We start from the raw sequence: 25,708 nt of genomic DNA, 5'->3' as shown, positions 1-25,708 counted from the left end.
TTTAATGATTGTAAGGGAAAAAAATGAAAAAATGGCTTGTTCTGATTATTGTTGCCGTTGTTGCGGCCATGACCTTAATTCCAAGTTATAACGGCTTGGTTGCCGCGGAAGAACAAATTAATTCTGTGTGGGCAAATGTAGAATCGACTTATCAACGTCGTTCTGATTTGATCCCGAATTTAGTGAATACCGTAAAAGGCCAGGCAAACTTTGAAAAAGAAACCTTGACCGGTGTTGTTGAAGCGCGTGCCAAAGCAACGCAAACCAAAATAGATCCGTCTAATTTAACGGAAGAACAATTAACCCAATTCCAACAAAGCCAAAATGAAGTAGGTTCAGCCTTGTCTCGTTTATTGGTCAGCGTAGAGAATTATCCTGAATTGCGTGCAAACGAAGGCTTTATGAACTTACAAGCACAATTAGAAGGCACCGAAAATCGCATTAACGTCGCGCGTAATAAATTCAATGAAGCAGCGCGTGAATACAACCAAAAAATTCGTACTTTCCCAACCAAAGTGGTGGCGATGATTTTGGGTTTCAAAGAAAAACCTTATTTCAAATCTGTTGCTGGTGCTGAAAATGCGCCGACAGTGAATTTTAACTAAACGGACAACAAGGTGGCGCCATGCCATTATTTGCAAAAATCCCGATAGATAAAAAACAGCTCGAGGCGGCGATTACCCGCCTTGAGCGACAAACCTCCGCCGAGTTTCGGATTTTTATCGAACGAAAAATACCATCAAAACCGACCGCACTTTCTGCTTACCAACGTGCTTTAGTCGTTTTTTCACAACTTGAAATGCACCAAACAGAGGCGCGTAATGGCGTGTTGATTTATATTGCCTATGATGATCGTCAATGCGCGATTATCGGGGACCTCGGTATTCACCAGTATGTGGGTGATGACTTTTGGCAAACAGAATGTGCCCGCATGATTACGCATTTTAAACAAAAGCAATATACGGAAGGTATTTTGGTTTCAATGCAGCAAATCGGTGAGCAGTTGATTCGGCATTTTCCGGTTCAACCAGACGATCAAAATGAACTGGATAACGAGGTGATCATTCATGATTAAGCGCGTATTGGGTTTATTGAGCTTAAAAAGTGCGGTCATTTTTCTCGGTATTTTTATGGCAACGGCAGTTTCTGCTGTTACCTTCCCCGATTCTCCAAAGCCTTTCCGTTATGTGAATGACTACACGAAAACGTTATCAGCAAAAGAGTTGGACGCATTAGAAGCGAAGTTAGCAGCCTATGGCAAAGAAACCAGTTCGCAAATTGCGGTGGTGATTGTGCCAACGACCGGTGAATATGAGGTTTCTCAATATGCCTTTGAATTGGGCGATAAATGGGGGATCGGGCGGAAAAATCTGAATAACGGTGTGTTGTTGCTTATCGCCAAAGAGGATCGCAAATTGTTCATTGCGGTGGGACAAGGGTTGCAAGGCGTGTTGACCGATGCCCTTGCATCACAAATTATTCGTAACCAAATTCGCCCTTATTTCCGCAACGAGCAATATGCCCAAGGCATTGATAACGGTTTGGATTACATTATTGCTGCCACCAAAGGCGAATTTGCGGCACAAGTGGAAGAAGAGAATGATTTCGGGGATGTTGTGCCCTTTATCATACTCACGCTGTTTATTTTGATTGTCGTGATGGCGGAAATAAACAGTCGCCGACCTTATGTCTCGCCAACCAATAATCATGTGCTGAATGATGTCTTGCGAAAATCCATGTCAGATCGTCATCGTAACGGCAGAGATGACGGTGGTTTCGGTAGTGGCTTTGGCGGAGGTGGTTTCGGCGGTGGTTCCGGTGGCGGATTCGGTGGAGGTGGTTTTGACGGCGGTGGTGCCGGCGGAAGCTGGTAAATAACGCAGTGAAAACATTCGCCTTTTATTTGTAGCAACTTGGGTTTGTGATACAATGCGTGCGTTTTCTCATTCAATGAATACAAGGAACATTATGGAAACGTTAGATAAAATCAAAAAACAGATTAGCGAAAACCCAATTCTGATTTATATGAAAGGCTCGCCAAAATTCCCTTCTTGCGGTTTCTCTGCGCGTGCGGTGGAAGCCTTAATTAACTGTGGCGTCCCCTTCGGTTATGTAGATATTTTGCAACATCCGGATATTCGTGCCGAGTTACCGGCTTACGCCAATTGGCCGACATTCCCACAATTATGGGTAGAAGGCGAACTTGTCGGTGGTTGTGACATCGTATTGGAAATGTTCCAACAAGGTGAGCTTAAAACCTTATTAGAAGAAGTCGCTGCAAGACATCCGCAAGCGTAAAAACGTTTTTCAATACAACCGCACTTTGGTTCTCCCGGGTGCGGTTTTTTGTTGTCTGCCTCAGGGCAAGCTTGATGGCTTATGCTATAATTCTCCGCAAATTCTTACCGCACTTTAGGATCAATATGTCGCTTCAATTCAATATGATTGCGTTACTTTTGGTGGTGTTAATTTTGCTCGGCATTTTAAGTCACAATAGCGCCATCACCATTTCCGCCGCTGTGTTACTAATCATGCAGCAAACGTTTCTCGCTCAATATATTCCTTATTTGGAAAAATACGGCTTGCACGTTGGTATCGTGATTTTAACCATTGGCGTTTTAAGCCCGTTGGTTTCCGGCAAAATTCAGCTCCCGGGCTTATCGGCGTTTGTCAGTTGGAAAATGTTTGTTGCCATTGCGGTGGGTGTATTGGTCGCGTGGCTTGCAGGCAAAGGCGTTCCGCTGATGGGGGAACAACCTGTCTTAGTGACAGGCTTGGTCATCGGTACTATTATCGGTGTCTCTTTTCTGGGAGGTATCCCTGTTGGGCCGCTTATCGCCGCCGGTATTTTAGCCGTATTAATAGGAAAATTTTAAATGAAAAACAAATGGTTATTGATTGCCGCCTTGAGCGGTTTTTTCTGTGTGGCTCTTGGTGCGTTTGCCGCCCATGGGTTAAGTCATGTTTTAGACGAGAAAGCCCTCGCCTGGATGGATACCGGCTTAAAATATCAAATCTTCCATACGCTTGCTGTTCTGGTGATTGCTTTATCCCTTTGGCATGAGGCGAAATTTGCACAATTCGCGATGCGTGCATGGTCATTGGGGATTTTATTATTCAGTGGCAGCTTATACGCCCTTGCTTTCGGCGCCGGTAAATTTTTAGTCTGGATTACGCCCGTTGGCGGCACACTCTTTTTAATCGGCTGGCTTTGCTTGGCTTACGGTAGTTTTAAAAGTAAATCGGTATGAAGAACAAAACTGTAAAACACGAATTAACTCCGCTACAACAATCCCTTTTTTCTCAATTAATTGACATCATGTTGGTGGATAAACGCCGTTTATCCGCCCGCATTCATGGCATCGGAAAAATTAAAAACCAAGAAGCGCAGCAAGCCGTTGCTGAGGAAATCGAACAGCAAATTGAACAAGCAAGATTACGTGTAGAAAGCCGTAAAAGTGCGGTCAAAAATCCGATCGTTTTTGCGGAAAGCCTGCCGGTGAGCCAACGCAAAGCAGAAATTGAAAAACTCCTTTCTGAACATCAGGTCATTGTGGTCGCGGGGGAAACCGGTTCGGGGAAAACCACCCAGTTGCCGAAAATGTGTTTGGAACTCGGATTAGGTCATCTTGGTACCATCGGACACACCCAACCACGCCGCATTGCCGCCCGTTCGGTAGCGGCTCGAATCGCGGAAGAATTACAAACAGAACTTGGCGATTTAGTGGGGTATAAAGTTCGTTTTAACGATCAGATTAGCGATAACACCCAAATCAAGTTGATGACGGACGGGATTTTGTTGGCGGAAATTCAAACGGATCGTTTCCTCAATCAATATTCCTGCCTGATTATTGATGAAGCACACGAACGTAGCTTGAACAACGATTTTATTCTCGGTTATTTGAAACAGCTGCTGCCACGCCGTCCGGACTTAAAAGTCATTATCACCTCGGCCACCATTGATGTGGAACGTTTTTCCAAACATTTCAACAATGCGCCGATTATCGAAGTCTCGGGCAGAACGTATCCCGTAGAAGTGCGTTATCGCCCTGTTGCGGAAGAAGACGATCAAGATCAGCTACAAGGCATTCTCAATGCCGTGGATGAGCTGCAAGCGGAAGGTCGTGGCGATATTTTGATCTTTATGAACGGTGAACGGGAAATTCGCGACACCGCCGAAGCCTTGCAAAAACAAAATTTAAAACACACGGAAATCCTACCGCTCTTTGCCCGTCTTTCTGCGCAAGAACAAAATAAAATTTTCCATCCGAGCGGATTAAATCGCATTGTGTTAGCCACCAACGTGGCGGAAACCTCGCTTACCGTGCCGGGCATTAAATATGTGATTGACCCCGGCACCGCGCGTATTTCTCGTTATAGTTATCGCACCAAAGTGCAACGCTTGCCGATTGAGCCGATTTCACAGGCCTCTGCTAATCAGCGGAAAGGGCGTTGCGGACGGGTGAGCGAAGGCATTTGTATTCGCCTTTATTCGGAAGAGGATTTTAACAATCGCCCGGAGTTTACCGATCCGGAAATCTTGCGCACCAATTTGGCTTCCGTCATTTTGCAAATGACCGCGTTGGGGTTGGACGACATTGAAGCGTTCCCTTTTGTCGATGCGCCGGATAAACGGCATATTCAAGATGGCGTGAAGTTATTGGAAGAGTTGGGTGCGATTCAACCTAAGAAAATTAAATCGTATAAACATGATGGCGCGCGTTTCCCAACGCGTGCCAAGGATGTTTCAGCGAATAAAAACGGCACACGTTATGAAACGTGCGCCATCGAATCGACAGAGAAAAAACAAGGTTGGGAACTCACCCCAATCGGTCGCCAACTAGCCCAACTCCCTGTCGATCCGCGCCTTGCCAAAATGCTTCTAAGTGCGGTTGAGTTTGACAGCGTTTATGAGGTGATGATTATTGTCTCAGCGTTATCCATTCAAGATCCGCGTGAGCGCCCAACCGAAAAACAACAGGCTTCCGATGAAAAACATCGTCGCTTTGTCGATAAAAAATCGGACTTCTTGGCATTCTTAAATCTTTGGCATTATGTGCAAGAACAGCAAAAGGCATTGACGAAAAACCAATTCCGTCGCCAGTGCCAAAAAGATTTTTTAAATTATTTGCGCATTCGCGAATGGCAGGATATTTATCAACAAATTCGCCTTGCCGTGCGTGAAATGGGTTTGCCGATTAATTCGGAAAAAGCTGAATATCAGCAAATTCACACCGCACTTTTAAGCGGTTTGTTGTCGCATATCGGCTTAAAAGAAGCGGAAAAACAACAATATCTCGGTGCCCGCAATGCGCATTTTGCGATTTTCCCTAATTCCGTGCTTTTCAAAAAACAATCGAAATGGGTGATGGCGGCGGAGCTTGTCGAGACCTCCAAACTTTGGGGGCGTATGGTGGCGGAAATAGAGCCGGAATGGATTGAGCCGCTTGCCGAACACTTAACGAAAAAATCTTATTCCGAGCCACGTTGGTCGAAATCTCGCGGAGCGGTGATTGCCGATGAAAAAGTGAGCCTGTATGGCGTGCCGATTGTGGCAGCAAGACCGGTAAATTATGGCGCTATTGACCCAAGGGTGAGCCGTGAAATCTTTATTCAATCCGCCTTGGTGGAAGGGGATTGGAACACCAAACATAAATTCTTCAAGCAAAATCAGCAGCTGATTCGTGAAGTTGAAGAATTGGAACACAAAAGCCGTCGCCGCGATATTTTGGTGGACGAGCGAACCTTATTTGAGTTTTACGATCAGCGTATCGGCACGGAAGTCGTCTCCCAAAAACATTTTGATACTTGGTGGAAAAAGGCGGAAAAACAAAATCCCGAACTACTTAATTTTGAACGCTCATTTCTGATTAACGATGATGCGGAGCAGGTGAGCAAGCTGGATTTCCCAAATTTCTGGCATCAAGGCAATTTAAAACTCAAATTAACTTATCAATTTGAACCGGGCACCGATGCAGACGGTGTGACCGTGCATATTCCGTTGCCGTTGCTCAACCAAGTGGAAATGACGGGCTTTGATTGGCAAATCCCGGGCTTACGGGAAGAACTGGTGATTGCGCTGATTAAGTCTCTGCCTAAATCCTATCGCCGTAATTTCGTGCCTGCACCCAATTATGCGCAAGCCTTTTTAGGGCGCGCCGTGCCGTTAGAAAAGCCGTTGTTGGATACGTTGATTTATGAATTGCGTCGCATGACGGGTGTCACCGTAGAAGCGGAACATTGGCATTGGGAACAAATCCCGAGTCATTTGAAAATTACCTTCCGCGTGGTGGATGAAAATGGCAAGAAAATCGCTGAATCCATGAATTTGGATGAGCTGAAATTTAGCTTAAAAGATCGTGTGCAAGAAAGCATTTCCGCCGTGGCGGACGATGGCATTGAACAAAGCGGACTGCACATTTGGAGTTTCGCCGAGCTGCCGCAATGTTACGAACAAAAACAGCGCGGTTTCAGTGTGAAAGCCTTTCCTGCCATTGTGGATGAAAAAGACGCGGTGGGCATTAAACTGTTTGAAACGGAATTTGAACAAGCGGTGGCAATGCAACAAGGTCTGCGTCGCTTGTTGTTGCTTAACGTGCCGTCACCGATTAAATATTTGCATGAAAAATTGCCGAATAAAGCCAAATTGGGGCTATATTTTACGCCGTTTGGGCGCGTGTTGGATTTGATTGACGACTGCATTGCCTGTGCTGTGGATAAACTCATTGCCGATTTCGGCGGCTTTGTGTGGAATCAAGAAGACTTTGATAAGCTACGGGATTTTGTACGTGAAAACGTTAATGAAGTCACCGTGGATATTGCACAAAAAGTGGAGCAGATCCTCACGCTCACACACCAGCTCAACCAACGCCTTAAAGGCAAGATGGATTTCACCATGGCATTTGCCCTGTCCGATATAAAAAGCCAAATTGCCGGTTTGATTTATCAAGGTTTCGTGCAAAAAAGCGGCTACGCCCGTCTGCCGGATTTACTCCGCTATCTGCAAGCCATCGACAAACGCATGGATAAACTCGCTCAAGATGTGAATCGCGATCGCGCCGCCATGTTACGCGTGGAACAAGTGCAACAAGCCTACCAACAACTTCTTGCCAAACTCCCGAAATCCAAACCGATTTCGGATGAAGTAGCGGAGATTCGTTATATGATTGAGGAACTGCGGGTGAGTTTGTTTGCTCAGCAGTTAGGGACGAAGTATCAGGTGTCGGAGAGGCGGATTTTGAACGTGATTTCTGAGTTTTAGAAGCAAAAGTGCGGTGGATTTTGACCGCACTTTTCTTTTATCCATTTTAGCGAGTTGCGGTTACTCTTGGAGCATATTTTCTAATACATGCCTCATTCTGAAAATGAGCGCTATTGAAAAGACCGTCTTCTTTTTGTGCCATTTTTACTTCTTTTAATTGCAATGAGAAGCATAAATTTAATATGCATAAAATATCAAATGGAGTAAAAAAGTTTAATTTTTATGCTAAAATTTTAAGCGAAGTGCAAAGGTGCATTTCTTATCATTGATGATAACTAGTCTATTTTTTAACTTTATGGTACCTATTATGAAAAATGTAAGTAAGTTAAATAAAAATACAAGCATGAAATTATCTACGGCAGCGGTCGTACTTCTTTCTGCATTGGGTGTTTCTACGCTTGCTAATGCAGCAGATGTTTTTATTAGTTCTAGTTCTGGAACTGAAGCGGCTAAGACAGGTCTCTCAAAAGATATTGCTGTTGGTCTCAATGCTAGAGCTAATGAAAATAATACTGATGTTTCAGTTGGTGGAGCTACTTCAGTAGGTGTTGACACGGTTGCAAAAGGCAATGGTGCTACCTCACTCGGTTATGGAGCTAGTTCTAATGGAGCTAATGCTTCGGCTCTTGGTAATCAAGCTAATGCTACAGGGCTAGCTACAACTGCTGTTGGGGTATCCACCCAAGCAACAGGCGCTTATTCTGTTGCTGTAGGTTCAAATGCTAAAGCTACAGGCGTAGGGGCTGTAGGTATTGGTTTGGCATCTACAGCGGGTACTGGAGCAACTAAAAATTTTACTGTATCTGTCGGGGCATATTCAGGCGCTGATGTAGAAAATGGCGTTGCATTAGGTTCATATTCTAAAGCGACTGTTAATAAAGAGGTTGTAGGATATGATCCGTCAACTCAAGCTGCTACAACTGAGACAAGTGCAGCTTGGAAAGCTTCACATGCTGCGGTTTCTGTTGGTGACGTTGACAACAATATCACCCGTCAAATCACCAGCGTTGCTGCGGGTACAAAAGATACTGATGCAGTGAACGTGGCTCAATTGAAATCTTTAGACGGTAAAGTTGAGAAAAACAAAACCGATATTGCAACTAATAAAGCCGATATCGCAACCAACAAAACCAATATTGCGACTAACACGGGTAATATTGCGACTAATACAGCTAATATTGCTGCTAACACGGGTAAGATTACGGCTAATACAGCTAATATTACGGCTAACACGGGTAAGATTACGGCTAACACAGCTAACATTCAGACCAACGCGAATAATATTGCGGCGATTAACACTCAATTAGCGGCTAATAACAATTCCATCAATGAATTGCGTGGCAATGTAAATCTCTTAAATAAAGACTTGAGAGGTGGCGTTGCGAGTGCGATTGCTCACGCATCTGTTCCTCAATCCACGAAAGCCGGCGCAATCGGTGTGGGTGTGGGCACCGGTTTCTATGGTGGTCAATCTGCAGTTTCTCTTGGTGTGTCCGGTGTTACCCCTAATGAAAACTGGGTGTTTAAAGCCAGCGTTTCTACCAATAGCCGTGGTAATTACGGTGTTGGTGCCGGCGCGCTTTACCAATGGTAATAAACCGTTAATCCCGAGTTAATCGGAACATAATAAAAAAGCCATTCTGAAATAGAATGGCTTTTTTGTTGTTATGGGTAATTACCCTAAGATTTTATCTAATGCTTTGCTGACATCTTCTACTTTTTGAGTGCCGTCTAAGCGGAAATATTGCGTGTTGCCGGCTTTGGCTTCTGCTTGGTAGTAATCTACTAATGGTTTGGTGGTGTTGTGATACACTTTTAAGCGGTCTAACACGGTTTCCGGTTTGTCATCGGCACGGATAATCAAATCTTCGCCGGTCACATCATCTTTGCCTTCCACTTTCGGTGGGTTATAAACGATGTGGTAAGAACGGCCGGAAGGTTGGTGTACACGACGACCGCTCATGCGTTCTACGATCACTTCATCCGGTACATCAAATTCCAACACATAATCAATGGCGATGCCGGCAGATTTCAATGCGTCAGCTTGTGGAATGGTACGTGGGAAACCGTCAAGTAAGAAACCTTTGGCACAGTCAGGTTGGGCTACGCGTTCTTTCACTAAGGAAATAATTAAATCATCCGGCACTAATTGACCGGCGTCCATTAAGGTTTTGGCTTGTTTGCCTAATTCGGTGCCGGCTTTGATCGCAGAGCGTAACATGTCGCCCGTGGAAATTTGTGGGATGGCAAATTTATTCATGATGAATTGTGCTTGTGTGCCTTTTCCTGCGCCCGGTGCGCCTAATAGAATAATTTTCATGTTGTCCTCTTTTTTAAATGAAAAATAACTGAAAAAACCACCGCACTTTTCCTATTTCGGGAAGAAAGTGCGGTCTGTTTTGAAAATGTTTTATTAATCGTGGCGTATGGTTGCTTAATTCCCTAAAAATGTCAATTGCCAGCATTCGGGGCAGGGACTTTTTCATTCCAGGGGGCGACCCAGCATAAACAGAGCATGCCCGGGATGGCTAAAAATAAGCAAATCCAGAAGAAATGGTAGTAGCCCACTGCGGCAACGATTTCGCCTGAAAGCGCACCGAGCCCTTTGCTCGGTAAGGCGGCAAGGCTGGTAAACAACGCCAGTTGAGTGGCGGTGTAAAGCGGGTTGGTTTCCCGAGCCATAAAGGCAACAAACGCTGCGGTACCAAGCCCCACGCCAATATATTCGCCACAAATCACAATGCCAAGTTTTAAGCGCGCAGCGTTATCGACAACGTGGAAATAATCAAATCCGGCAAGCCAAATAAACCCGCCGATAGTAATCAGTTGAATAAAACCAAAGACCCAAAGGGCGCGATTAATGCCGAGGCGTAACATCATAATGCCGCCTGCCATGCCGGCAATAATGCTCGACCACAATGCTGTACTTTTTACCACTAAGGCAATGTCTGTTTTGCTAAAGCCCATGTCCACGATGAATTTACTTTGTAACGTCGTGGCGAGGGCATCACCGAATTTATATAGAAACAGAAACGCGATAAAGCCGAGACCGGTATAAACGCCTTTACGCCGGAAAAATTCTTGTAGCGGAATGGTAAAAGCTTGATAGAACGGTTGCTTGTTTTGATGAATTTGAATTTGTGGTTCGCGACTTAAAAAGAAGGTCATAAACAGACCACACAGCATGAAAAGTGCGGTCAATAAAAACACCGTTTTCCATGGCAGGAACGTGGCGAGATACAATGACAGTCCGCCCGGAATCAACCCGGCAATTCGGTAGGCATTAATGTGAATGGTATTGCCCAAACCCAATTCGTTATCACGCAAAATTTCCCGTCGATAAGCATCCAATACAATGTCTTGGGTGGCGGACATAAAGGCGATGAACGTTGCAAGAAAAATGACCATTTGCATTTGTTCTTTCGGATCGTATAAACCGATCAGGTAAAGACTCAGCAGAAGCAAAAGTTGGGAAATGGCAAGCCAACTGCGACGGCGACCGAGAAATCGAGGAAAATAGCGATCCAGCAAGGGCGCCCACAAAAATTTGAGCGTGTAGGGCAGCGTGACTAAGGTAAATGCGCCAATGGTTTGCACACTAATACCGTTATCCGACAACCAAATCGGCAACATTTGCAGCAGCACGAAAAGTGGCAAACCGGAGCTGAAACCGGTAAAGACACAAATCAGCATATTGCGACTGAAAATTTGGGTGGCGAGAGAGGGCTTAATCGGTTGTTCTGTCATCATGATTTCAGGGCAATTTTATTCAACGGCAATCTCTTTAATGCGAAGTTCATCGCCGCTTTGGCGTTGTAAATGCACGCTGCCGCAATGGGGGCACGTGCTGTTATTGGCTTGAATTTCAACGGATTGTTTGCAATCCCAACACCAGGCTTTAGCGGGAATAGGCATTAAATGAAGCTTGCAATTTTCCGCCGGCGTACCTTTGGCGGCCATTTCGAAACCAAATGCTAATGCACTGGGTTCAATGCATGAAAGGGCACCGACCTCCAACCAGAGATCGGTGACTTTGTTGACATTGTGTTGTTTGCATTGCTGCTCAACAATTTCAATGATGTTTTGACACAAAGCGAGTTCGTGCATGACACTTAATCTCTATAGCCTTTCGGATTATTTTTTTGCCAATTCCAGGTGTCTTTCATCATTCGGGCTAAACCACGTTCAGCTTTCCAGCCTAATTCTTTGGCGGCAAGGCTTGGGTCGGAATAACAGGTGGCGATGTCGCCCGGACGACGATCCACTAATTTATAAGGAATTTGAATGCCATTTGCTTGTTCAAAGGCTTTCACCATGTCTAAGACGGAATAGCCCACGCCGGTGCCTAAATTATAAATGTGCAAGCCGGCATCATCTTGATGGCGATTTAACGCTTTTAAGTGACCAATCGCCAAATCAACCACATGAATATAATCACGCACGCCGGTGCCATCATGGGTGTCGTAATCGCTACCGAATACGGAAAGTCGTGGCAATTTGCCAATGGCCACTTGGCTGATGTAAGGCAATAAGTTGTTTGGAATACCATTCGGATCTTCCCCGATCAAACCGCTTTCATGGGCACCGACCGGGTTGAAATAGCGCAAAATGGTCATGCTGAATTTCGGTTCGGCTTTGGCGATGTCGCGCAGGATTTGTTCCACCATAAATTTAGAGGTGCCGTACGGATTGGTAGTGCCGCCTACTTTGCAATTTTCGGTAATTGGAATGATTTCAGGATCACCGTAAACGGTGGCGGACGAACTGAAGACGAAATTCCACACGCCGGCTTTTTTCATTTCTTGTAATAAAACCAATGAGCCGGTGACGTTGTTCATATAGTATTCAGCAGGTTTTTGCACGCTTTCGCCAACAGCCTTTAACCCGGCGAAGTGAATGACGGAATGAATGCTGTTTTCAGCAAAGATTTTTTGTAACAAGTCGCGATCTAACACATCGCCTTCATAAAATTTTACGCTTTTGCCAGTGATTTGTTTTACGCGTTCTAAGGATTTTGGTGAGGAATTGCAAAGATTGTCTAATACCACCACATCTTTGCCTGCATTTAATAATTCGACGACAGTATGGGAACCGATGTAGCCCGCTCCGCCGGTGACTAAAATGGTCATTGGGTTTCTCCTTAATTTATAAAATAAATTTGGCGCTAGTATAGCACCGATTGTTTCATCAAAAAATGAGCTTTATTAATAAGTTATTTCCTTTTAGAGAATTGTTTTCGTCGAGATTTCTATGTTGTTAAAACTAGAGGACTTTTAGTGTTTAATCGGTGTAAACAGAATAAGGATATTTTCAGTAATTTCTTGCGCAAACGTTTACTTCTTTTGGCATTGCGGTAAAATACCGCCCTCTTTTTTCAAAGACAAATTAAAAGGTAATTTCATGTCATCTTCTCAATCCTCCGCTTTAGAACAACGCTTTGAGTTGACTAAACGCGGTTCTACCGTGCGCAAAGAAATTGTGGCCGGTTTAACCACTTTCCTCGCGATGGTGTATTCCGTTATCGTGGTGCCGAATATGTTAAGTGCGGCGGGTTTTCCGGCGGAGTCAGTGTTTATTGCCACCTGTTTAGTGGCTGGTTTAGGCTCGATTTTAATTGGCTTTTGGGCGAATGCGCCCATGGCAATCGGCTGTGCCATTTCTTTAACGGCATTTACGGCATTTAGCTTGGTTATCGGACAAAAAGTGAGTATTCCGGTCGCCTTAGGTGCGGTCTTTTTAATGGGGGTTTTCTTCACCCTTATTTCTGCCACAGGCATTCGCGCGTGGATTTTGCGTAATTTACCGGTGGGTATCGCACACGGTGCAGGTATCGGTATCGGTTTATTCCTGCTTTTAATCGCTGCAAACGGAGTAGGGCTTGTGGTGAGTAACCAAGCGGGTTTGCCTGTAAAATTGGGTGAGTTCACCGCGTTTCCGGTGATGATGTCATTAATTGGTTTGGCGTTAATTATTGGCTTAGAAAAAATGCAAGTGAAAGGCGGCATTTTATGGGTGATTATCGCGATTACCATTGTAGGCTTAATTTTCGATCCCAATGTCACCTTTAACGGTCAAGTTTTCAAAATGCCAAGTTTCGGTGAAGAGTCTTTATTCTTGCAATTAGACATCATGGGCGCATTGCAACCGGCGATTTTACCGGTGGTGTTTGCGTTAGTGATGACCGCGGTATTTGATGCTACAGGTACTATCCGTGCCGTGGCAGGGCAAGCGGATTTATTGGACAAAGACGGTCAAATCATTAACGGCGGCAAAGCGTTAACGTCCGATTCCGTGAGTAGTTTATTCTCCGGTATTTTCGGCACAGCACCGGCAGCCGTGTATATCGAGTCTGCCGCAGGGACTGCTGCCGGCGGCAAAACCGGTATCACCGCCATCGTTGTTGGCGTATTGTTCCTGTTGATGCTGTTCTTCCAACCATTAGCTTTCTTGGTGCCGAACTATGCGACAGCACCGGCGTTGATGTACGTGGGATTATTGATGTTAAGGAACGTCAGCAAACTCGATTTTGATGATTTCGTTGGCGCCATGAGTGGCTTGATTTGCGCAGTATTTATCGTGTTAACGGCGAATATCGTGACCGGCATTATGTTGGGCTTTGCTGCGTTGGTGATTGGCCGTGTGGTGAGTGGTGATTTCAAACGCTTAAATATCGGCACCGTTGTGATTGCTGTTGTTTTAGTGGCGTTCTACGCTTGCGGTTGGGCGATTTAATTCAGTCGATAAAGACAACTAAGGCGCATGAAAATGCGCCTTTTTGTTTACCTTAATCTTGAAAAACAGTGAAAAATCCCACCGCACTTTGTAACTTGTCATCATAGAAAATGAGCGGAATGCGTTGTCGTTGCCAAGGGGCGACATTCAACTGTTGCCACACTTTTTTAATGTCTTTATTTACGCCGTTTGGTGTTAATTTCACCTTGCCCGAATAACGAAATCGAATCCAAACTTTCGTTCCCACTAAGGGTAAACTTAACGCTTCTTGATGTGTTTGCCCATTTTCGTCTTGCCAAAGTGCGGTCATTTTTTCGCGTGTTTTTTTCAGTAACAAGGTGCCTAAATGATCCGGCAAGGAAATGGGGTGATTAAATTTCGCCTCAACATATTCCTGTGAAATATCGGTAAACATCGATGTGAGAAATAAACGGTTTTGATAGCGGCGGACAATTTTATCGTGTAGGCGAAATTGTGGTTGTGCATCGGCTTTCGCGAAAATAACATCTGAAATGATTTGTTCTAGTTGCACGAGAGAGGGGAGGGTAACGCCCCAATCTTGCAACCATAAGCGTAACAAAGCTCGTTGTTTCACGGGCGAATAGTTGGCGAAATGTTGTAGCTGAAAAGTGCGGTCATTTTTGACGATGTTTTTTTGATATTCTTCCGCTAACAGCTCGTTAAGCAGTTGCTGTTGTTCATAACAATGTTGCGCGGAACGTTGTACTGCCGAATCAAAATGCGCCCAGCGTTGACGCAATTCAGGCAACACGATGTTACGCAGGAAATTGCGATCGTATTGATTATCTTCGTTGCTTTCATCCTCAATCCAACTCAGCCCTTCCTGTTGTACAAACGCCAGCAATTGTTGGCGGCTAAAATTCAATAAGGGGCGAAAAATAGGTACGCCGTAAACGTTGCTTTTCCACGGCATAGCGCCTAAGCCTTGCACGCCACTACCACGTTTTAGGGCAAGGAAAAAGGTTTCCGTTTGGTCTTGTTGATGATGTGCTGTGGCGAGCCATTCAGTCGGTAAAATCTGCTGTGCAATGGCTTCATAACGGGCTTGGCGGGCCCCCGCCTCGATGCCATTTTCTGTGCTGACGTTCACGTGCTGAATTTGTAACGGAATATGGAATTGACGACACATTTGTTGGCAATGGGCTGACCAAGCATCGGCATTGGCGCTTAATCCGTGATGAATATGAATGGCGCGCAGCTGAAAGTGCGGTTGTTTTTCACGAAGTTTTGCAAATAAAGCGAGCAGCGCGGTGGAATCCAAACCACCGCTAAACCCGATAAGAAAGTGAGTTTGGTTTGGCGCAAGTTGGCGGAGTTGCTGTGAAAATTGTTCAAGAAGCATAGGCGGATAAAATTTCCTCCCGTTGGACGGGAGGAAGTTGAGAGTTATGCAATTTTTTGTGCTTTATAGTGGCTGCGCGGATGGATGATGAGATCTCGGGCGGCAATGATTTGTAATTCATATTCGCTCCGTTCTAACGTCGTTTGCATGACATCATTGACGGCGTTTGCCATGTGTTCAAACGCTTCTACATCCGATTTGCCATTGAGTAGATTGGCGAGGAATAAACCGGCGGTTAAATCACCTACGCCGACCGGTTCGCGATCAAACGGGTGCAACGGACGGGATAGGTGCCACATGCCTTGTTCGGTTGCCAACAACATTTCAAATTGTGTCGCATCTTTGCCTACTTTGCTTAAATGTTTGACCAAGACTTTTTTCGGCCCTTTTGCCAAAATCGCTTGTACGGCAGTCAGTGCTTGCTCAAAATTCTCGACGGGTAAGCCGCTTAATTCACGGAGTTCTACCAAGTTCGGTGTAATAATATCCGCTTCTGAAACAATGTTAATCAGACCTTCACGCACACCGTCTGCCACGATACAGCCTTTGTCTGGGTGTCCCATTACAGGATCGCACAAATAAAGCGCACGAGGATTGATGGCTTTGATTTTATGAACTGCATTGATAATTTCGTCAATTTGCTCGGCAGAACCCAAATAACCGGAAACCACCGCATCACATTTTTTCAAGGCACCAATTTCATCAATGCCGCGTACGATTTCACCGATTTGTTCTTTGGGAATGACAATGCCTGTCCATTTGCCATATTGGGTGTGATTAGAAAATTGCACGGTATTTAACGCCCAAACGTCAATACCGTGCAATTGCATTGGGAAGGTTGCCGACTTGTTGCCGGCGTAGCCATAAACCACATGAGATTGAATTGAAAGTACGTGTTTCATTGCCTTTTCTCCTTTTCTTCTCTTTTGACTACGCCGGAAAGTGCGGTGGGATTTTTATTTGTTTTTCTTTTCTATGCGTAACCGTAGCTCATTAAGCGTTGATAACGGCGATCCAACAGATTTTCTTGATTTAACACGTCTAAATCAGCTAAGTCTTCAAGTAAACGTTTTTTCAAATTTTTCGCCATTTCAGCGTAATTACGATGTGCACCGCCTAACGGCTCACGCACGATGTTGTCAATCAAGCCAAGCTCTTTTAAACGATTGGCGGTTAACCCCATGACTTCTGCTGCGGTAGAGGCTTTATCGGCGCTTTTCCACAAAATAGATGCACAACCTTCCGGCGAAATAACGGAGTAGGTGGAGTATTGCAACATGTTGACTTTGTCACCTACACCGATAGCCAACGCACCGCCGGAACCGCCTTCACCGATAACGGTACAAATCACCGGGACTTTTAAGAGGGACATTTCGCGTAAGTTACGAGCGATAGCTTCTGACTGACCGCGCTCCTCAGCGCCTACACCCGGGTAAGCGCCCGGAGTGTCAATGAAGGTGATAATAGGCAATTTGAAACGCTCTGCCATTTGCATGAGGCGTAATGCTTTGCGGTAGCCTTCCGGTGCCGGCATACCAAAGTTGCGTTTTACTTTATCTTTGACGGTACGGCCTTTTTGGTGGCCAATCACCATTACAGGTCTGCCGTCTAAACGTGCCAATCCGCCAACAATGGCTTTATCATCAGCAAAAGCGCGGTCGCCGGCAAGTTCTTCAAATTCGGTGAAAATATGCTCGATGTAGTCAAGAGTATAAGGACGATTCGGGTGACGAGACATTTTTGATACTTGCCATGCATCTAAATTTGCAAAGGTTTTTTCGGTTAATTCGATGCTTTTTTTCTGTAAACGGGCAATTTCATCATCAAGATTAATGTTATTGTCTTGGTTTGCTATAGCACGCAAAGATTCGATTTTTGCTTCAAGTTCAGCAATGGGTAATTCAAAATCTAAGTATTCTTGACTCATGTGTGATTCCTAATTTTGTGAAAAATTTGCACCGCACTTTAACAAGATTTTGGTAGTGGTGCAATCGAACGCGCTATTCTATGCGTTTTTTTCATAAAAGTCATACCATTTCATCTGGTAACACCAGCTAAGACTATGTAATGAAAGTATTTATTGCCTTTGCGCATGAAACGAAAAATGAAAAAAATGACTGAAATATCAACTGATACTCCAATTGACAATCTGCTAAAACGATTTTATTATATAGTCACTTTCAAGATAAGATGTTTGAAAGTCAGGATTGGTCTCCTGAAATAAGCGGGTTGAAGGTATGAAACGCTTTTAGTATCAGTTTTATGTCGCAAACTACAAACCATCATCAGTCAATGGTGGACTAGGTAGAAACCCGCAGGGATGCGACGCAGTATACCGCTTACTGTTAAGACCAATTCTGCTTAGTTCACCACCCAATTCTAAGTTTCATTTCTACTTAATTTTAATTTAATATTTTTTCTGACAGATGTTGGAGCAGTTGTTTTTCTATCCTTGAAAAAGGCATTTTATAGAAATAAAAAAAGCCCTGAAAATTCAAGGCTTCTTTGCTAAGTTACTCCCATTCAATCGTTGCTGGGGGTTTTCCGCTAATATCATACACGACGCGGGAAATGCCGTTCACTTCGTTGATGATACGGTTGGAGACTTTGCCTAATAAATCATAAGGCAAATGTGCCCAATGTGCGGTCATAAAATCAATGGTTTCTACGGCGCGCAAGGAAATCACCCAGTCATATTTACGTCCGTCACCCATCACACCGACAGATTTCACCGGTAAGAACACGCTGAAGGCTTGGCTGGTTTTTTCATACCAACCACTGTTGCGTAATTCTTCGATAAAGATGGCATCCGCACGACGTAATAAATCGCAGTATTCTTTTTTCACTTCACCTAATACACGCACGCCTAAACCCGGGCCAGGGAATGGGTGGCGGTTGATCATTTCAGCCGGTAAACCTAAAGCTAGACCGATTTTACGCACTTCATCTTTGAACAATTCACGTAATGGTTCGACTAAGCCAAGTTTCATATAATCCGGCAATCCGCCTACGTTGTGGTGGGATTTAATCACATGCGCTTTGCCTGTTTTGCTCGCAGCAGATTCGATCACGTCAGGGTAAATGGTACCTTGTGCCAACCATTTGACGTTGGTAAGTTTTTTCGACTCATCATCAAAAACATCTACGAACACTTTACCGATAATTTTACGTTTTGCTTCCGGATCCGATACGCCGGCAAGTTCGCCTAAGAAACGACTTTCTGCATCGACACGCGTGATGTTTAAGCCGAATTTATTGCCGAACATTTCCATCACTTGATCGCCTTCGTTTAAACGCAATAACCCGTTATCGACAAATACGCAATGTAAGTTTTTGCCGATGGCGCGATGTAATAATAACGCAACCACAGAGGAATCCACGCCGCCGGATAAACCTAAAATCACTTCGTCATCGCCTACTTGCTCTTTAATGCGGGCAACGGCGTCTTCAATGATGTTTTCGGCAGTCCATTTGGTTTCGCAACCGCAAATCTTCACCACGAAATTGGTTAATAATTCCAAGCCTTTTTTAGTGTGTGTAACTTCAGGGTGGAATTGCACACCGTAGAAATGGCGGCTTTCATCAGACATTGCGGCAATCGGACAAGTTGGTGTTGTACCGGTCACTTGGAAGTTTTGTGGCAAGCGGGTGACTTTATCGCCATGGCTCATCCACACATCTAATTTGTTATCGCCGTCATTGAGATCGGCGAAAAGTGCGGTGGCATTTTCCATTAAAACGGAAGCATAGCCGAACTCGCGGTGATCAGAGGTTTCGGTTAAACCGCCAAGTTGCATTGCCATGGTTTGCATGCCGTAGCAAATGCCCAGTACCGGCACACCCGCGTTAAAAACATATTCCGGCGCACGCGGGCTGTTTTCTTCCGTGGTACTTTCCGGGCCACCGGAAAGAATAATCCCGGTTGGATTGAAATCACGGATTTGTTGTTCGGTGACATCCCACGCCCAAAGTTCGCAATAAACACCGATTTCACGCACACGACGGGCGATAAGTTGGGTGTATTGGGAACCAAAGTCGAGGATGAGGATTTTATGATTGTGGATGTTGGTCATGGTTTTCTCTAACAATTTCTATGTATGCTGGGATAGATTGAATTTCGGTCGCACTGTCATGACAATAAATTGTATCGCGCGCTAAAACTGGTGGCGCATTCTACCATTTCCCCCCTCTAACGTAAACGATAGCGATTGTCTTACCACATAAAGTGCGGTGGATTTTTTCTGCGTTTTAAAACGCGTTGAAAACTGACCGCACTTTATGCTGTATTAAACGGCAGGAATGAAGAATTCAGTGGCAATGATGACGCAAATAAAGCCGACGATCATTGGTACAGACATACGTTTTACAATTTCAAACGGTGAAATTTTTGCCATGCCGGATACGGCAACCACAACACCGGAGACCGGTGATAAACCACGACCCAGGTTGGATGCTTGTAACATCGGGATGGTTAAGTAAGCCGGGTTCGCACCCATTTGAGTGGCAAGTTTCGGGATTAATTCGGCAAAAGCGTAGAAGGCTGCATTGCCGGAACCTGTTGCCATGGTGGCTAAAATAGTAATAACAGCGAGTACCAACATCATGACTAATCCGCTGCCACCGAACGCTTGGGCAGAGTCAATGAGGTTCGTGATGAAACCGATTGTGCTTAAGCTTTGGGCAAAGACACCAGCGGCTACCAATAACATCACCACACCTGCAAAGGCATCTGCCATACCACGATAAGCCACGATTAAGTTATCAAAGGTTTTTTTCGCGCTGAAATTACGGGCAAAGTCGATTAATGCGGTAATTAGGAAACAAAGAATAATAATGGTGACAATGTGTAATTTCGGTAAGCCCCATTGGCCATCGAAGAGCAATACGCCGATAATGGGTAATAAAGGTAAAATAGCATAGAACGTTGGCACATCAGTTTTGATGTCGGCCACATCTAATGTGGTGGTTACCACGCCTTCTTTGCGATCTAAATAACGTTGCCAGAAGAAGTGAGCAATGGCGATACCGCAAATGGCAAAGAGGGAAACCGGCAAGCTGGTAGAGAAGGCAAATTCACTCAGTGGAATTTTGGAGATTTCCGCTGACAACACCACATCGCCCGATGTCGGCGATAAAATAATAGAAATCGGCGAGGCGCAGATTGCTGCCGCGGCACCGCGGGAAATACCCACGTTTACCATCACAGGGAACAACGTCGCCATTAATAGCACACCTAAGCCTGTTGCAGAAGACACGGCAAAAGACATTAAGCAAGCAAGTAAGTAAGCGAAGATCATTAAAATGTAAGGGGAACGCACATTTTTAAGTGGTTTAGAAACGAGTTTCACCACCATATCGTTTGCGCCCAAATGCGTCATGTAAGCGGAGAAACCGCATAAGATCATGATCATTAAGCCTAAACCGCCGCTACGGTTAGACAGCAAGTATTTTACATATTCAATAATGTCTAAATAGGTTGACCCCGTGCTTTTTACATTTTCCGGCAAAATGGAATGCCCCATTAGCACGGAAAGTAGTAATAACACTAAACCGCCAAACATTAACACGCCCGTGGCGGAATAGCCTTTCACGATGTAATATGCAACGAGCATAATTGCGACTAGACCGATAATTAAATCCATAATATCTCCTTAGGTTGTATTTTATAGATGCTTGAATGTAGCGAAAAAATAAAGCCGTTGTAAACGGCTTTAATTTGAAATTTTGAGGTTGATCATAAAAAGTGCGGTGTTTTTTACAGGTGTTTTTCTTACACCGCCTTTTCTTGCGATCCTTGTTATTTTTCGCTTAAGTAAATGTTTTTATCTTGCGCATCTCTTGGCAAGATTAAGTTTAATACCACAGCCGTAATCCCGCCGGCCGCAATGGCGTTGCGGAAAACATCCGGCAGCATTTTGAACACTTCCGGCTCAAAAGCGACACCTAAACCCACGCCTACCGCTGTGGCCGCGATGACCGCTTCACGGCGATTGATTCCGTGAGTCATGATGATTCGCACACCGGCGATGGCAATTAACCCGAACATTAAGACCATTGCCCCACCGAGTACAGGGCTTGGAATCGTGGTGAAAGCGCGTCCGACAATTGGGAATAAACCAAATAACACTAAAATGGCAGCGATAAATTTCCCAACATGACGGGAAGCCACGCCGGTCATTTGAATGACGCCGTTATTTTGGGCAAAGGTGGTGAGCGGTAAAGACCCTAAGGCAGTGGCAATCACAGACACCAAACCATCAGCAAACACGCCGCCGCGTAAACGTTGGCGGAATTCTTCACCTTCATAAGGTTGACCGGAAACCATTGCTGTTGCCGTTAAGTCGCCCACCGCTTCAAATACACTTAATAAATAGATGATGGCGGCGACCCAAAATGCTGACCAGTCAAAAGCAAAACCATACTTAAATGGCACCGGAATGGTAAAAATGTCCACATCTTTTAATGGAGAAAAATCGACCATGCCTAAGCATAATGCAACGATATAGCCTGCAATTAAGCCGACGGCAATGCCGCTCATGCGTAAGAACGGGTTACGCATACAGTTAAAAATTAACACAACCACCAGCACTAAACCGGCTAAACCGATGTTTTGTAGTGAACCAAAAGCTTCCGTACCTTTAGCTCCAAAACCGCCACCAAAATCGGTAATACCGATATCGATCAAACTTAAACCGATAAGCAATACCACGACACCGCTCACAGTTGGAGTAATGACACGTTTTAAATAAGGCAAAATCCAAGCCGCACCACAAACTAAAAAAGCACCGACGAAAGAAATACCAAGCAAGGTTGAAATCATGGTGTGTTCGTCAATGCCATTGTCTTTCATGCTTAATCCTACGGCAATCATGACGCTGACAAAAGAGAAATTGACCGATTGAATGGAAAGCATGCCCGAGCCAATAAAACCGAAACGATGTGCTTGAATATAGGTCCCGATACCGGATGCCACCATCGCCATGGACACTAAGTAGGCGGTCATGTGTACCGGTAAATTGAGTGCGCCCCCGACAATCAGAGCAGGAGTGACCATCGGCACAAAAATGGCCAATAAATGGGTAATTGCACTAATTAGTGCGTTGAAAAAGGGCGGTTTATCTTCGAGACGATAGACTAAATCCGCTTCCTCTGTTTGGTGTTGAGCGTGTTCCATAAAATGATCCTTAGATACGCTGGGGTTAGGAAAATAAGAGGGCGGTATTTTAGTGAATTTTAGGATGTTGCGCAAACGATTGCTTTTGTGTTGAGAAAAATATTTTACGTTTATTAAAAGGCGTAGAAGAGAAAATAAAAAGTGCGGTCGATTTTCAAAACGTTTTTAAAATCGACCGCACTTCTTGTTAAAGATGAAACCCAATTAGCTCATACGATAATTCGGGGCTTCTTTGGTGATGGTGACATCATGTACATGGCTTTCTTTAATGCCTGCACCACTAATACGCACAAACTGGGCTTTTGTGCGTAAGTCATCAATGGTGGCGCAGCCGGTTAAGCCCATGCAAGAACGCAATCCGCCCATTTGTTGGTGAATGATTTCTTTGAGCAAGCCTTTATAAGGAATACGACCTTCAATGCCTTCCGGCACTAATTTGTCGGCCGCATTATCAGATTGGAAATAACGGTCGCTTGAGCCTTTCGCCATGGCGCCAAGTGAGCCCATGCCACGGTAAGATTTGAACGCACGACCTTGATACAATTCAATTTCGCCCGGCGCTTCTTCTGTACCGGCAAACATAGAACCGACCATGACGCAGCTTGCGCCTGCCGCAAGCGCTTTCGCGATGTCGCCGGAGTAACGGATACCGCCATCGGCAATGACCGGAATACCGCGATCTTTTAAGGCTTCAGCCGCATCAGAAATGGCGGTAATTTGTGGCACGCCCACGCCGGTGACAATACGGGTGGTACAAATAGAGCCGGGGCCAATCCCCACTTTGACTGCGCTAGCACCGGCATCCGCCAAGGCGAGCGCGCCTTCTGCAGTGGCGACGTTACCGGCAACAATCGGTAGATTCGGGTATTTTGCGCGTGTTTCACGTACACGTTGTAATACGCCTTCGGAGTGACCGTGAGAAGAGTCGATTAATAAGACATCGACGCCCGCTTTGACTAAGGCATCAATCCGTTCTTCGTTGCCTGGGCCTGCGCCAACCGCTGCGCCTACACGTAAACGGCCGAATTCGTCTTTACAGGCATTCGGTTTTTGTTCCGATTTTTGATAGTCCTTTAAGGTAATCATGCCTTTTAATTTGAAGTTATCATCAACAATTAACACTTTCTCTACGCGATGTTCGTGCATTAATTGGAAAATCTCTTCACGTTTTGCCCCTTCTTTGGCGGTGACAAGGCGAGACTTCGGTGTCATGAAATCGGCAACGGTTTTGTTTAAATCTGAAACAAAGCGGGTATCACGACCGGTGATAATACCGACCAAATTACCTTCAGCATCGACAACCGGATAGCCGGCAAAGCCATTTTTCTGTGCAATGGCTTTTAATTCGCTGATGGTTAATGTGGGTGTTACCGTAATGGGATCGGAAACCACACCACTTTCAAATTTTTTCACTTTACGCACACGATCCACTTGGCGTTCAATGGACATATTTTTATGAATAAAGCCAATACCGCCTTCTTGTGCAAGGGAAATAGCCAATTTCGTTTCGGTTACCGTATCCATTGCCGCTGACAACATAGGAATGTTTAGGCGAATCGTTGAGGTTAATTGAGTAGAAAGGTTAGCTGTGTTCGGTAACACAGTGGAGTGAGCTGGAACAAGAAGAACATCGTCAAATGTGAGGGCTTCTTTTAAGATGCGTAATGCCATTGCAATATCTCTCTTTAAGTTAAAATGATGAAAAAATATTGCGAGCGGATTATACAGATCCATCCAGTCTTTGAAAAGAAAAAATGATAAAAAATTTGCGTTTTTAGCGTATGATAACCACCGTTTAAACGCTGAAAAACAGGAAAATTTATGGCGAAATTATTAGAATTACTGACAAGCGATGTAGAAAATTCGTTGGAAAATTTGACCGCACTTTTAGCTTGCAGCAAAGAGGAATTATTCGCAGAAGTGCGCCAGATGGAGCAACAAGGACTGTATTTTACGTTAGAAAATGATCATCTTTATTTGATCCCCGAATTACCTTTATTAAATGAAAAACGTCTGGCGGAGGCGTTAAAGCCTTATCATGTGGTGGTTAAACCGGTCATTTCTTCAACCAATCAATATTTATTAGAGAATGTTGCTCACCTTCAAAAAGGGGACCTTTGCTTGGCTGAATATCAAACCGCCGGGCGTGGCCGTCGTGGGCGGCAATGGATTTCCCCTTTTGCCGGGCAAATTATCATGAGTTTTTACTGGCAATTGGATCCTCGTAAACCTTTAGATGGATTAAGTACCGTGATTGGCTTGGCGATTGTGCAGGCGTTGGTTGAATTGGACATGTACGGATTTCAAGTCAAATGGCCGAATGATATTTTGGTCAATGAGCGAAAACTTGCCGGTATTTTGGTGGAAATTGTTAATCGCCCTAACGGTAAACTCAATTTGGTTGTTGGCATTGGCATGAATGTTTCTCTCGGACAAGAAAAACAAATCGATCAACCCTGGGCAGAGTTGGCGGAATTTTTCCCACATATTGATCGTGAGAGACTGATTATACAAATGGTCAATACTATTTATCGTTATTTAGCGCGTTTTGAACAGCACGGCATTGATGCGGAAATGCAACAACAATGGCTGGAATATGATGCCTATTTAGGCACAGAAGTGAATGTGATAAGCGAAAAAAGCACTATTTCAGGTATTGAACAGGGGATTAATGCACAAGGTCATTTATGTCTCATGACAGAAAAGGGTGTGCAATATTTTAATGCAGGCGAAGTCTCGTTAAGGAAAAAGTAAAACTTTCGAGAAAAAAATGCGTCTAATCTTGTGATTAATCGTGAAGATATTACTTGTTTAACTTATAACTCATGAGGTTACATATGAAAGAGACAGTTAAATTTTTAGGCATTGTGACACTAGCGGTGGCATTAAGTGCTTGTAGTAATTTAAGTAAAACCCAGAAAAACACGGCTATCGGTGCGGCGGTAGGCGGGGTTGCCGGTAACATGATTGGTGGCTCAACCGGAGCAACGCTAGGTGGCGCGGCATTAGGCGGCTTAATCGGAAGCCAAGTGGGTAAATAATCAAATTAACTCAGATTTAACAAGTAAAGTGCGGTCGGAAATAAGTTGGTTTTCGACCGCACTTTAGTATCTAAGAAAAGTTAAAAAATAATCAATTAAAAAATATTTTCAAAAAAACGTAAAAAAGGGGTTGCAAG

Annotated in this window: 22 protein-coding genes; 11 read left to right on the top strand and 11 right to left on the bottom strand. The window is 44.6% G+C overall.

The window, feature by feature from the left end; translation table 11 throughout:
- The first annotated feature begins 23 nt into the window (after positions 1-23).
- The 8 genes from ACO5E4_RS07240 (at position 24) to ACO5E4_RS07205 (ending at position 8,855) form a co-directional block, all read left to right on the top strand.
- Positions 24-605 (top strand): LemA family protein, encoded by a 582-nt coding sequence (locus tag ACO5E4_RS07240; RefSeq protein WP_485862574.1) that lies wholly within the window; start codon positions 24-26, stop codon positions 603-605.
- A gap of 20 nt (positions 606-625) precedes the next feature.
- Entirely contained in the window at positions 626-1,075 is a 450-nt protein-coding gene (locus tag ACO5E4_RS07235; protein ID WP_485862573.1) for a TPM domain-containing protein, read from the top strand.
- Positions 1,068-1,874 (top strand): TPM domain-containing protein, encoded by an 807-nt coding sequence (locus ACO5E4_RS07230; protein ID WP_485862572.1) that lies wholly within the window; start codon positions 1,068-1,070, stop codon positions 1,872-1,874. The genes ACO5E4_RS07235 and ACO5E4_RS07230 overlap by 8 nt, the downstream gene beginning before the upstream one ends.
- A gap of 94 nt (positions 1,875-1,968) precedes the next feature.
- Positions 1,969-2,298 (top strand): Grx4 family monothiol glutaredoxin, encoded by a 330-nt coding sequence (gene grxD / locus ACO5E4_RS07225; protein ID WP_485862571.1) that lies wholly within the window; start codon positions 1,969-1,971, stop codon positions 2,296-2,298.
- Positions 2,299-2,423: 125 nt separating this feature from the next.
- Positions 2,424-2,876: a DUF441 domain-containing protein gene (locus ACO5E4_RS07220; protein ID WP_485862570.1), complete on the top strand. Its 453-nt coding sequence runs from the start codon at positions 2,424-2,426 to the stop codon at positions 2,874-2,876.
- A complete protein-coding gene (locus ACO5E4_RS07215; protein ID WP_454906841.1) occupies positions 2,877-3,251 on the top strand; it encodes a DUF423 domain-containing protein in 375 nt (124 codons plus the stop codon).
- Entirely contained in the window at positions 3,248-7,261 is a 4,014-nt protein-coding gene (gene hrpA / locus ACO5E4_RS07210; RefSeq protein ID WP_485862569.1) for an ATP-dependent RNA helicase HrpA, read from the top strand. Before ACO5E4_RS07215 ends, hrpA begins: the two co-directional genes overlap by 4 nt.
- A 307-nt stretch (positions 7,262-7,568) precedes the next feature.
- Positions 7,569-8,855, top strand: a complete 1,287-nt coding sequence (locus ACO5E4_RS07205; RefSeq protein ID WP_485862568.1) for a YadA family autotransporter adhesin — start codon at positions 7,569-7,571, stop codon at positions 8,853-8,855.
- Positions 8,856-8,936: 81 nt separating this feature from the next.
- On the opposite strand, the gene adk is transcribed toward ACO5E4_RS07205, so the two are convergent.
- From adk to galE, 4 genes are all read right to left on the bottom strand, one after another.
- Positions 8,937-9,581, bottom strand: coding sequence for an adenylate kinase (gene adk / locus ACO5E4_RS07200; protein ID WP_048750318.1), 645 nt, complete (start codon positions 9,579-9,581; stop codon positions 8,937-8,939).
- 131 nt (positions 9,582-9,712) lie between these two features.
- Complete coding sequence (locus ACO5E4_RS07195) at positions 9,713-11,011, bottom strand: AmpG family muropeptide MFS transporter (RefSeq protein ID WP_485862567.1); 1,299 nt, start codon at positions 11,009-11,011, stop codon at positions 9,713-9,715.
- A 15-nt stretch (positions 11,012-11,026) separates the two neighbouring features.
- Positions 11,027-11,368 (bottom strand): hydrogenase maturation nickel metallochaperone HypA, encoded by a 342-nt coding sequence (hypA, locus tag ACO5E4_RS07190; RefSeq protein WP_485862566.1) that lies wholly within the window; start codon positions 11,366-11,368, stop codon positions 11,027-11,029.
- A 5-nt stretch (positions 11,369-11,373) separates the two neighbouring features.
- Positions 11,374-12,390 (bottom strand): UDP-glucose 4-epimerase GalE, encoded by a 1,017-nt coding sequence (galE, locus tag ACO5E4_RS07185; RefSeq protein WP_485862565.1) that lies wholly within the window; start codon positions 12,388-12,390, stop codon positions 11,374-11,376.
- Positions 12,391-12,661: 271 nt separating this feature from the next.
- On the opposite strand from galE, the gene ACO5E4_RS07180 reads away from it, so the two are divergent.
- A complete protein-coding gene (locus ACO5E4_RS07180; protein ID WP_485862564.1) occupies positions 12,662-13,993 on the top strand; it encodes an NCS2 family permease in 1,332 nt (443 codons plus the stop codon).
- A gap of 52 nt (positions 13,994-14,045) precedes the next feature.
- Here ACO5E4_RS07180 and tilS read toward each other — a convergent pair whose 3' ends face one another.
- The 7 genes from tilS to guaB all read right to left on the bottom strand — a co-directional run bounded on the left by tilS (position 14,046) and on the right by guaB (position 24,201).
- Positions 14,046-15,356 (bottom strand): tRNA lysidine(34) synthetase TilS, encoded by a 1,311-nt coding sequence (gene tilS / locus ACO5E4_RS07175; RefSeq protein ID WP_485862563.1) that lies wholly within the window; start codon positions 15,354-15,356, stop codon positions 14,046-14,048.
- Positions 15,357-15,400: 44 nt separating this feature from the next.
- Complete coding sequence (pdxY, locus tag ACO5E4_RS07170; RefSeq protein ID WP_485862562.1) at positions 15,401-16,258, bottom strand: pyridoxal kinase PdxY; 858 nt, start codon at positions 16,256-16,258, stop codon at positions 15,401-15,403.
- Between the two features lie 71 nt (positions 16,259-16,329).
- Positions 16,330-17,283 (bottom strand): acetyl-CoA carboxylase carboxyl transferase subunit alpha, encoded by a 954-nt coding sequence (accA, locus tag ACO5E4_RS07165; protein ID WP_454905744.1) that lies wholly within the window; start codon positions 17,281-17,283, stop codon positions 16,330-16,332.
- 586 nt (positions 17,284-17,869) lie between these two features.
- Entirely contained in the window at positions 17,870-19,429 is a 1,560-nt protein-coding gene (gene guaA / locus ACO5E4_RS07160) for a glutamine-hydrolyzing GMP synthase (protein ID WP_485862561.1), read from the bottom strand.
- A gap of 213 nt (positions 19,430-19,642) precedes the next feature.
- Complete coding sequence (gene dcuC, locus ACO5E4_RS07155) at positions 19,643-20,998, bottom strand: anaerobic C4-dicarboxylate transporter DcuC (RefSeq protein ID WP_485862560.1); 1,356 nt, start codon at positions 20,996-20,998, stop codon at positions 19,643-19,645.
- Positions 20,999-21,153: 155 nt separating this feature from the next.
- Complete coding sequence (locus tag ACO5E4_RS07150) at positions 21,154-22,530, bottom strand: nucleobase:cation symporter-2 family protein (protein WP_485862559.1); 1,377 nt, start codon at positions 22,528-22,530, stop codon at positions 21,154-21,156.
- 204 nt (positions 22,531-22,734) lie between these two features.
- Positions 22,735-24,201 (bottom strand): IMP dehydrogenase, encoded by a 1,467-nt coding sequence (gene guaB, locus ACO5E4_RS07145; RefSeq protein WP_485862558.1) that lies wholly within the window; start codon positions 24,199-24,201, stop codon positions 22,735-22,737.
- 150 nt (positions 24,202-24,351) lie between these two features.
- On the opposite strand from guaB, the gene birA reads away from it, so the two are divergent.
- Together birA and ACO5E4_RS07135 are read left to right on the top strand one after the other, a co-directional pair.
- The gene (gene birA, locus ACO5E4_RS07140) at positions 24,352-25,284 is read left to right on the top strand and encodes a bifunctional biotin--[acetyl-CoA-carboxylase] ligase/biotin operon repressor BirA (protein WP_485862557.1); all 933 of its coding nucleotides are present in this window, start codon (positions 24,352-24,354) and stop codon (positions 25,282-25,284) included.
- Positions 25,285-25,367: 83 nt separating this feature from the next.
- Positions 25,368-25,571 carry a glycine zipper 2TM domain-containing protein gene (locus ACO5E4_RS07135; RefSeq protein ID WP_006718567.1) on the top strand — a complete coding sequence of 68 codons (204 nt, stop codon included), beginning with the start codon at positions 25,368-25,370 and terminating at the stop codon, positions 25,569-25,571.
- Positions 25,572-25,708: the final 137 nt, after the last annotated feature.

The sequence above is a fragment of the Aggregatibacter sp. genome, from assembly GCF_057314075.1.
Note: the sequence above shows the minus strand (reverse complement) of the source record. Positions and strands in the feature narration are given on the sequence as shown.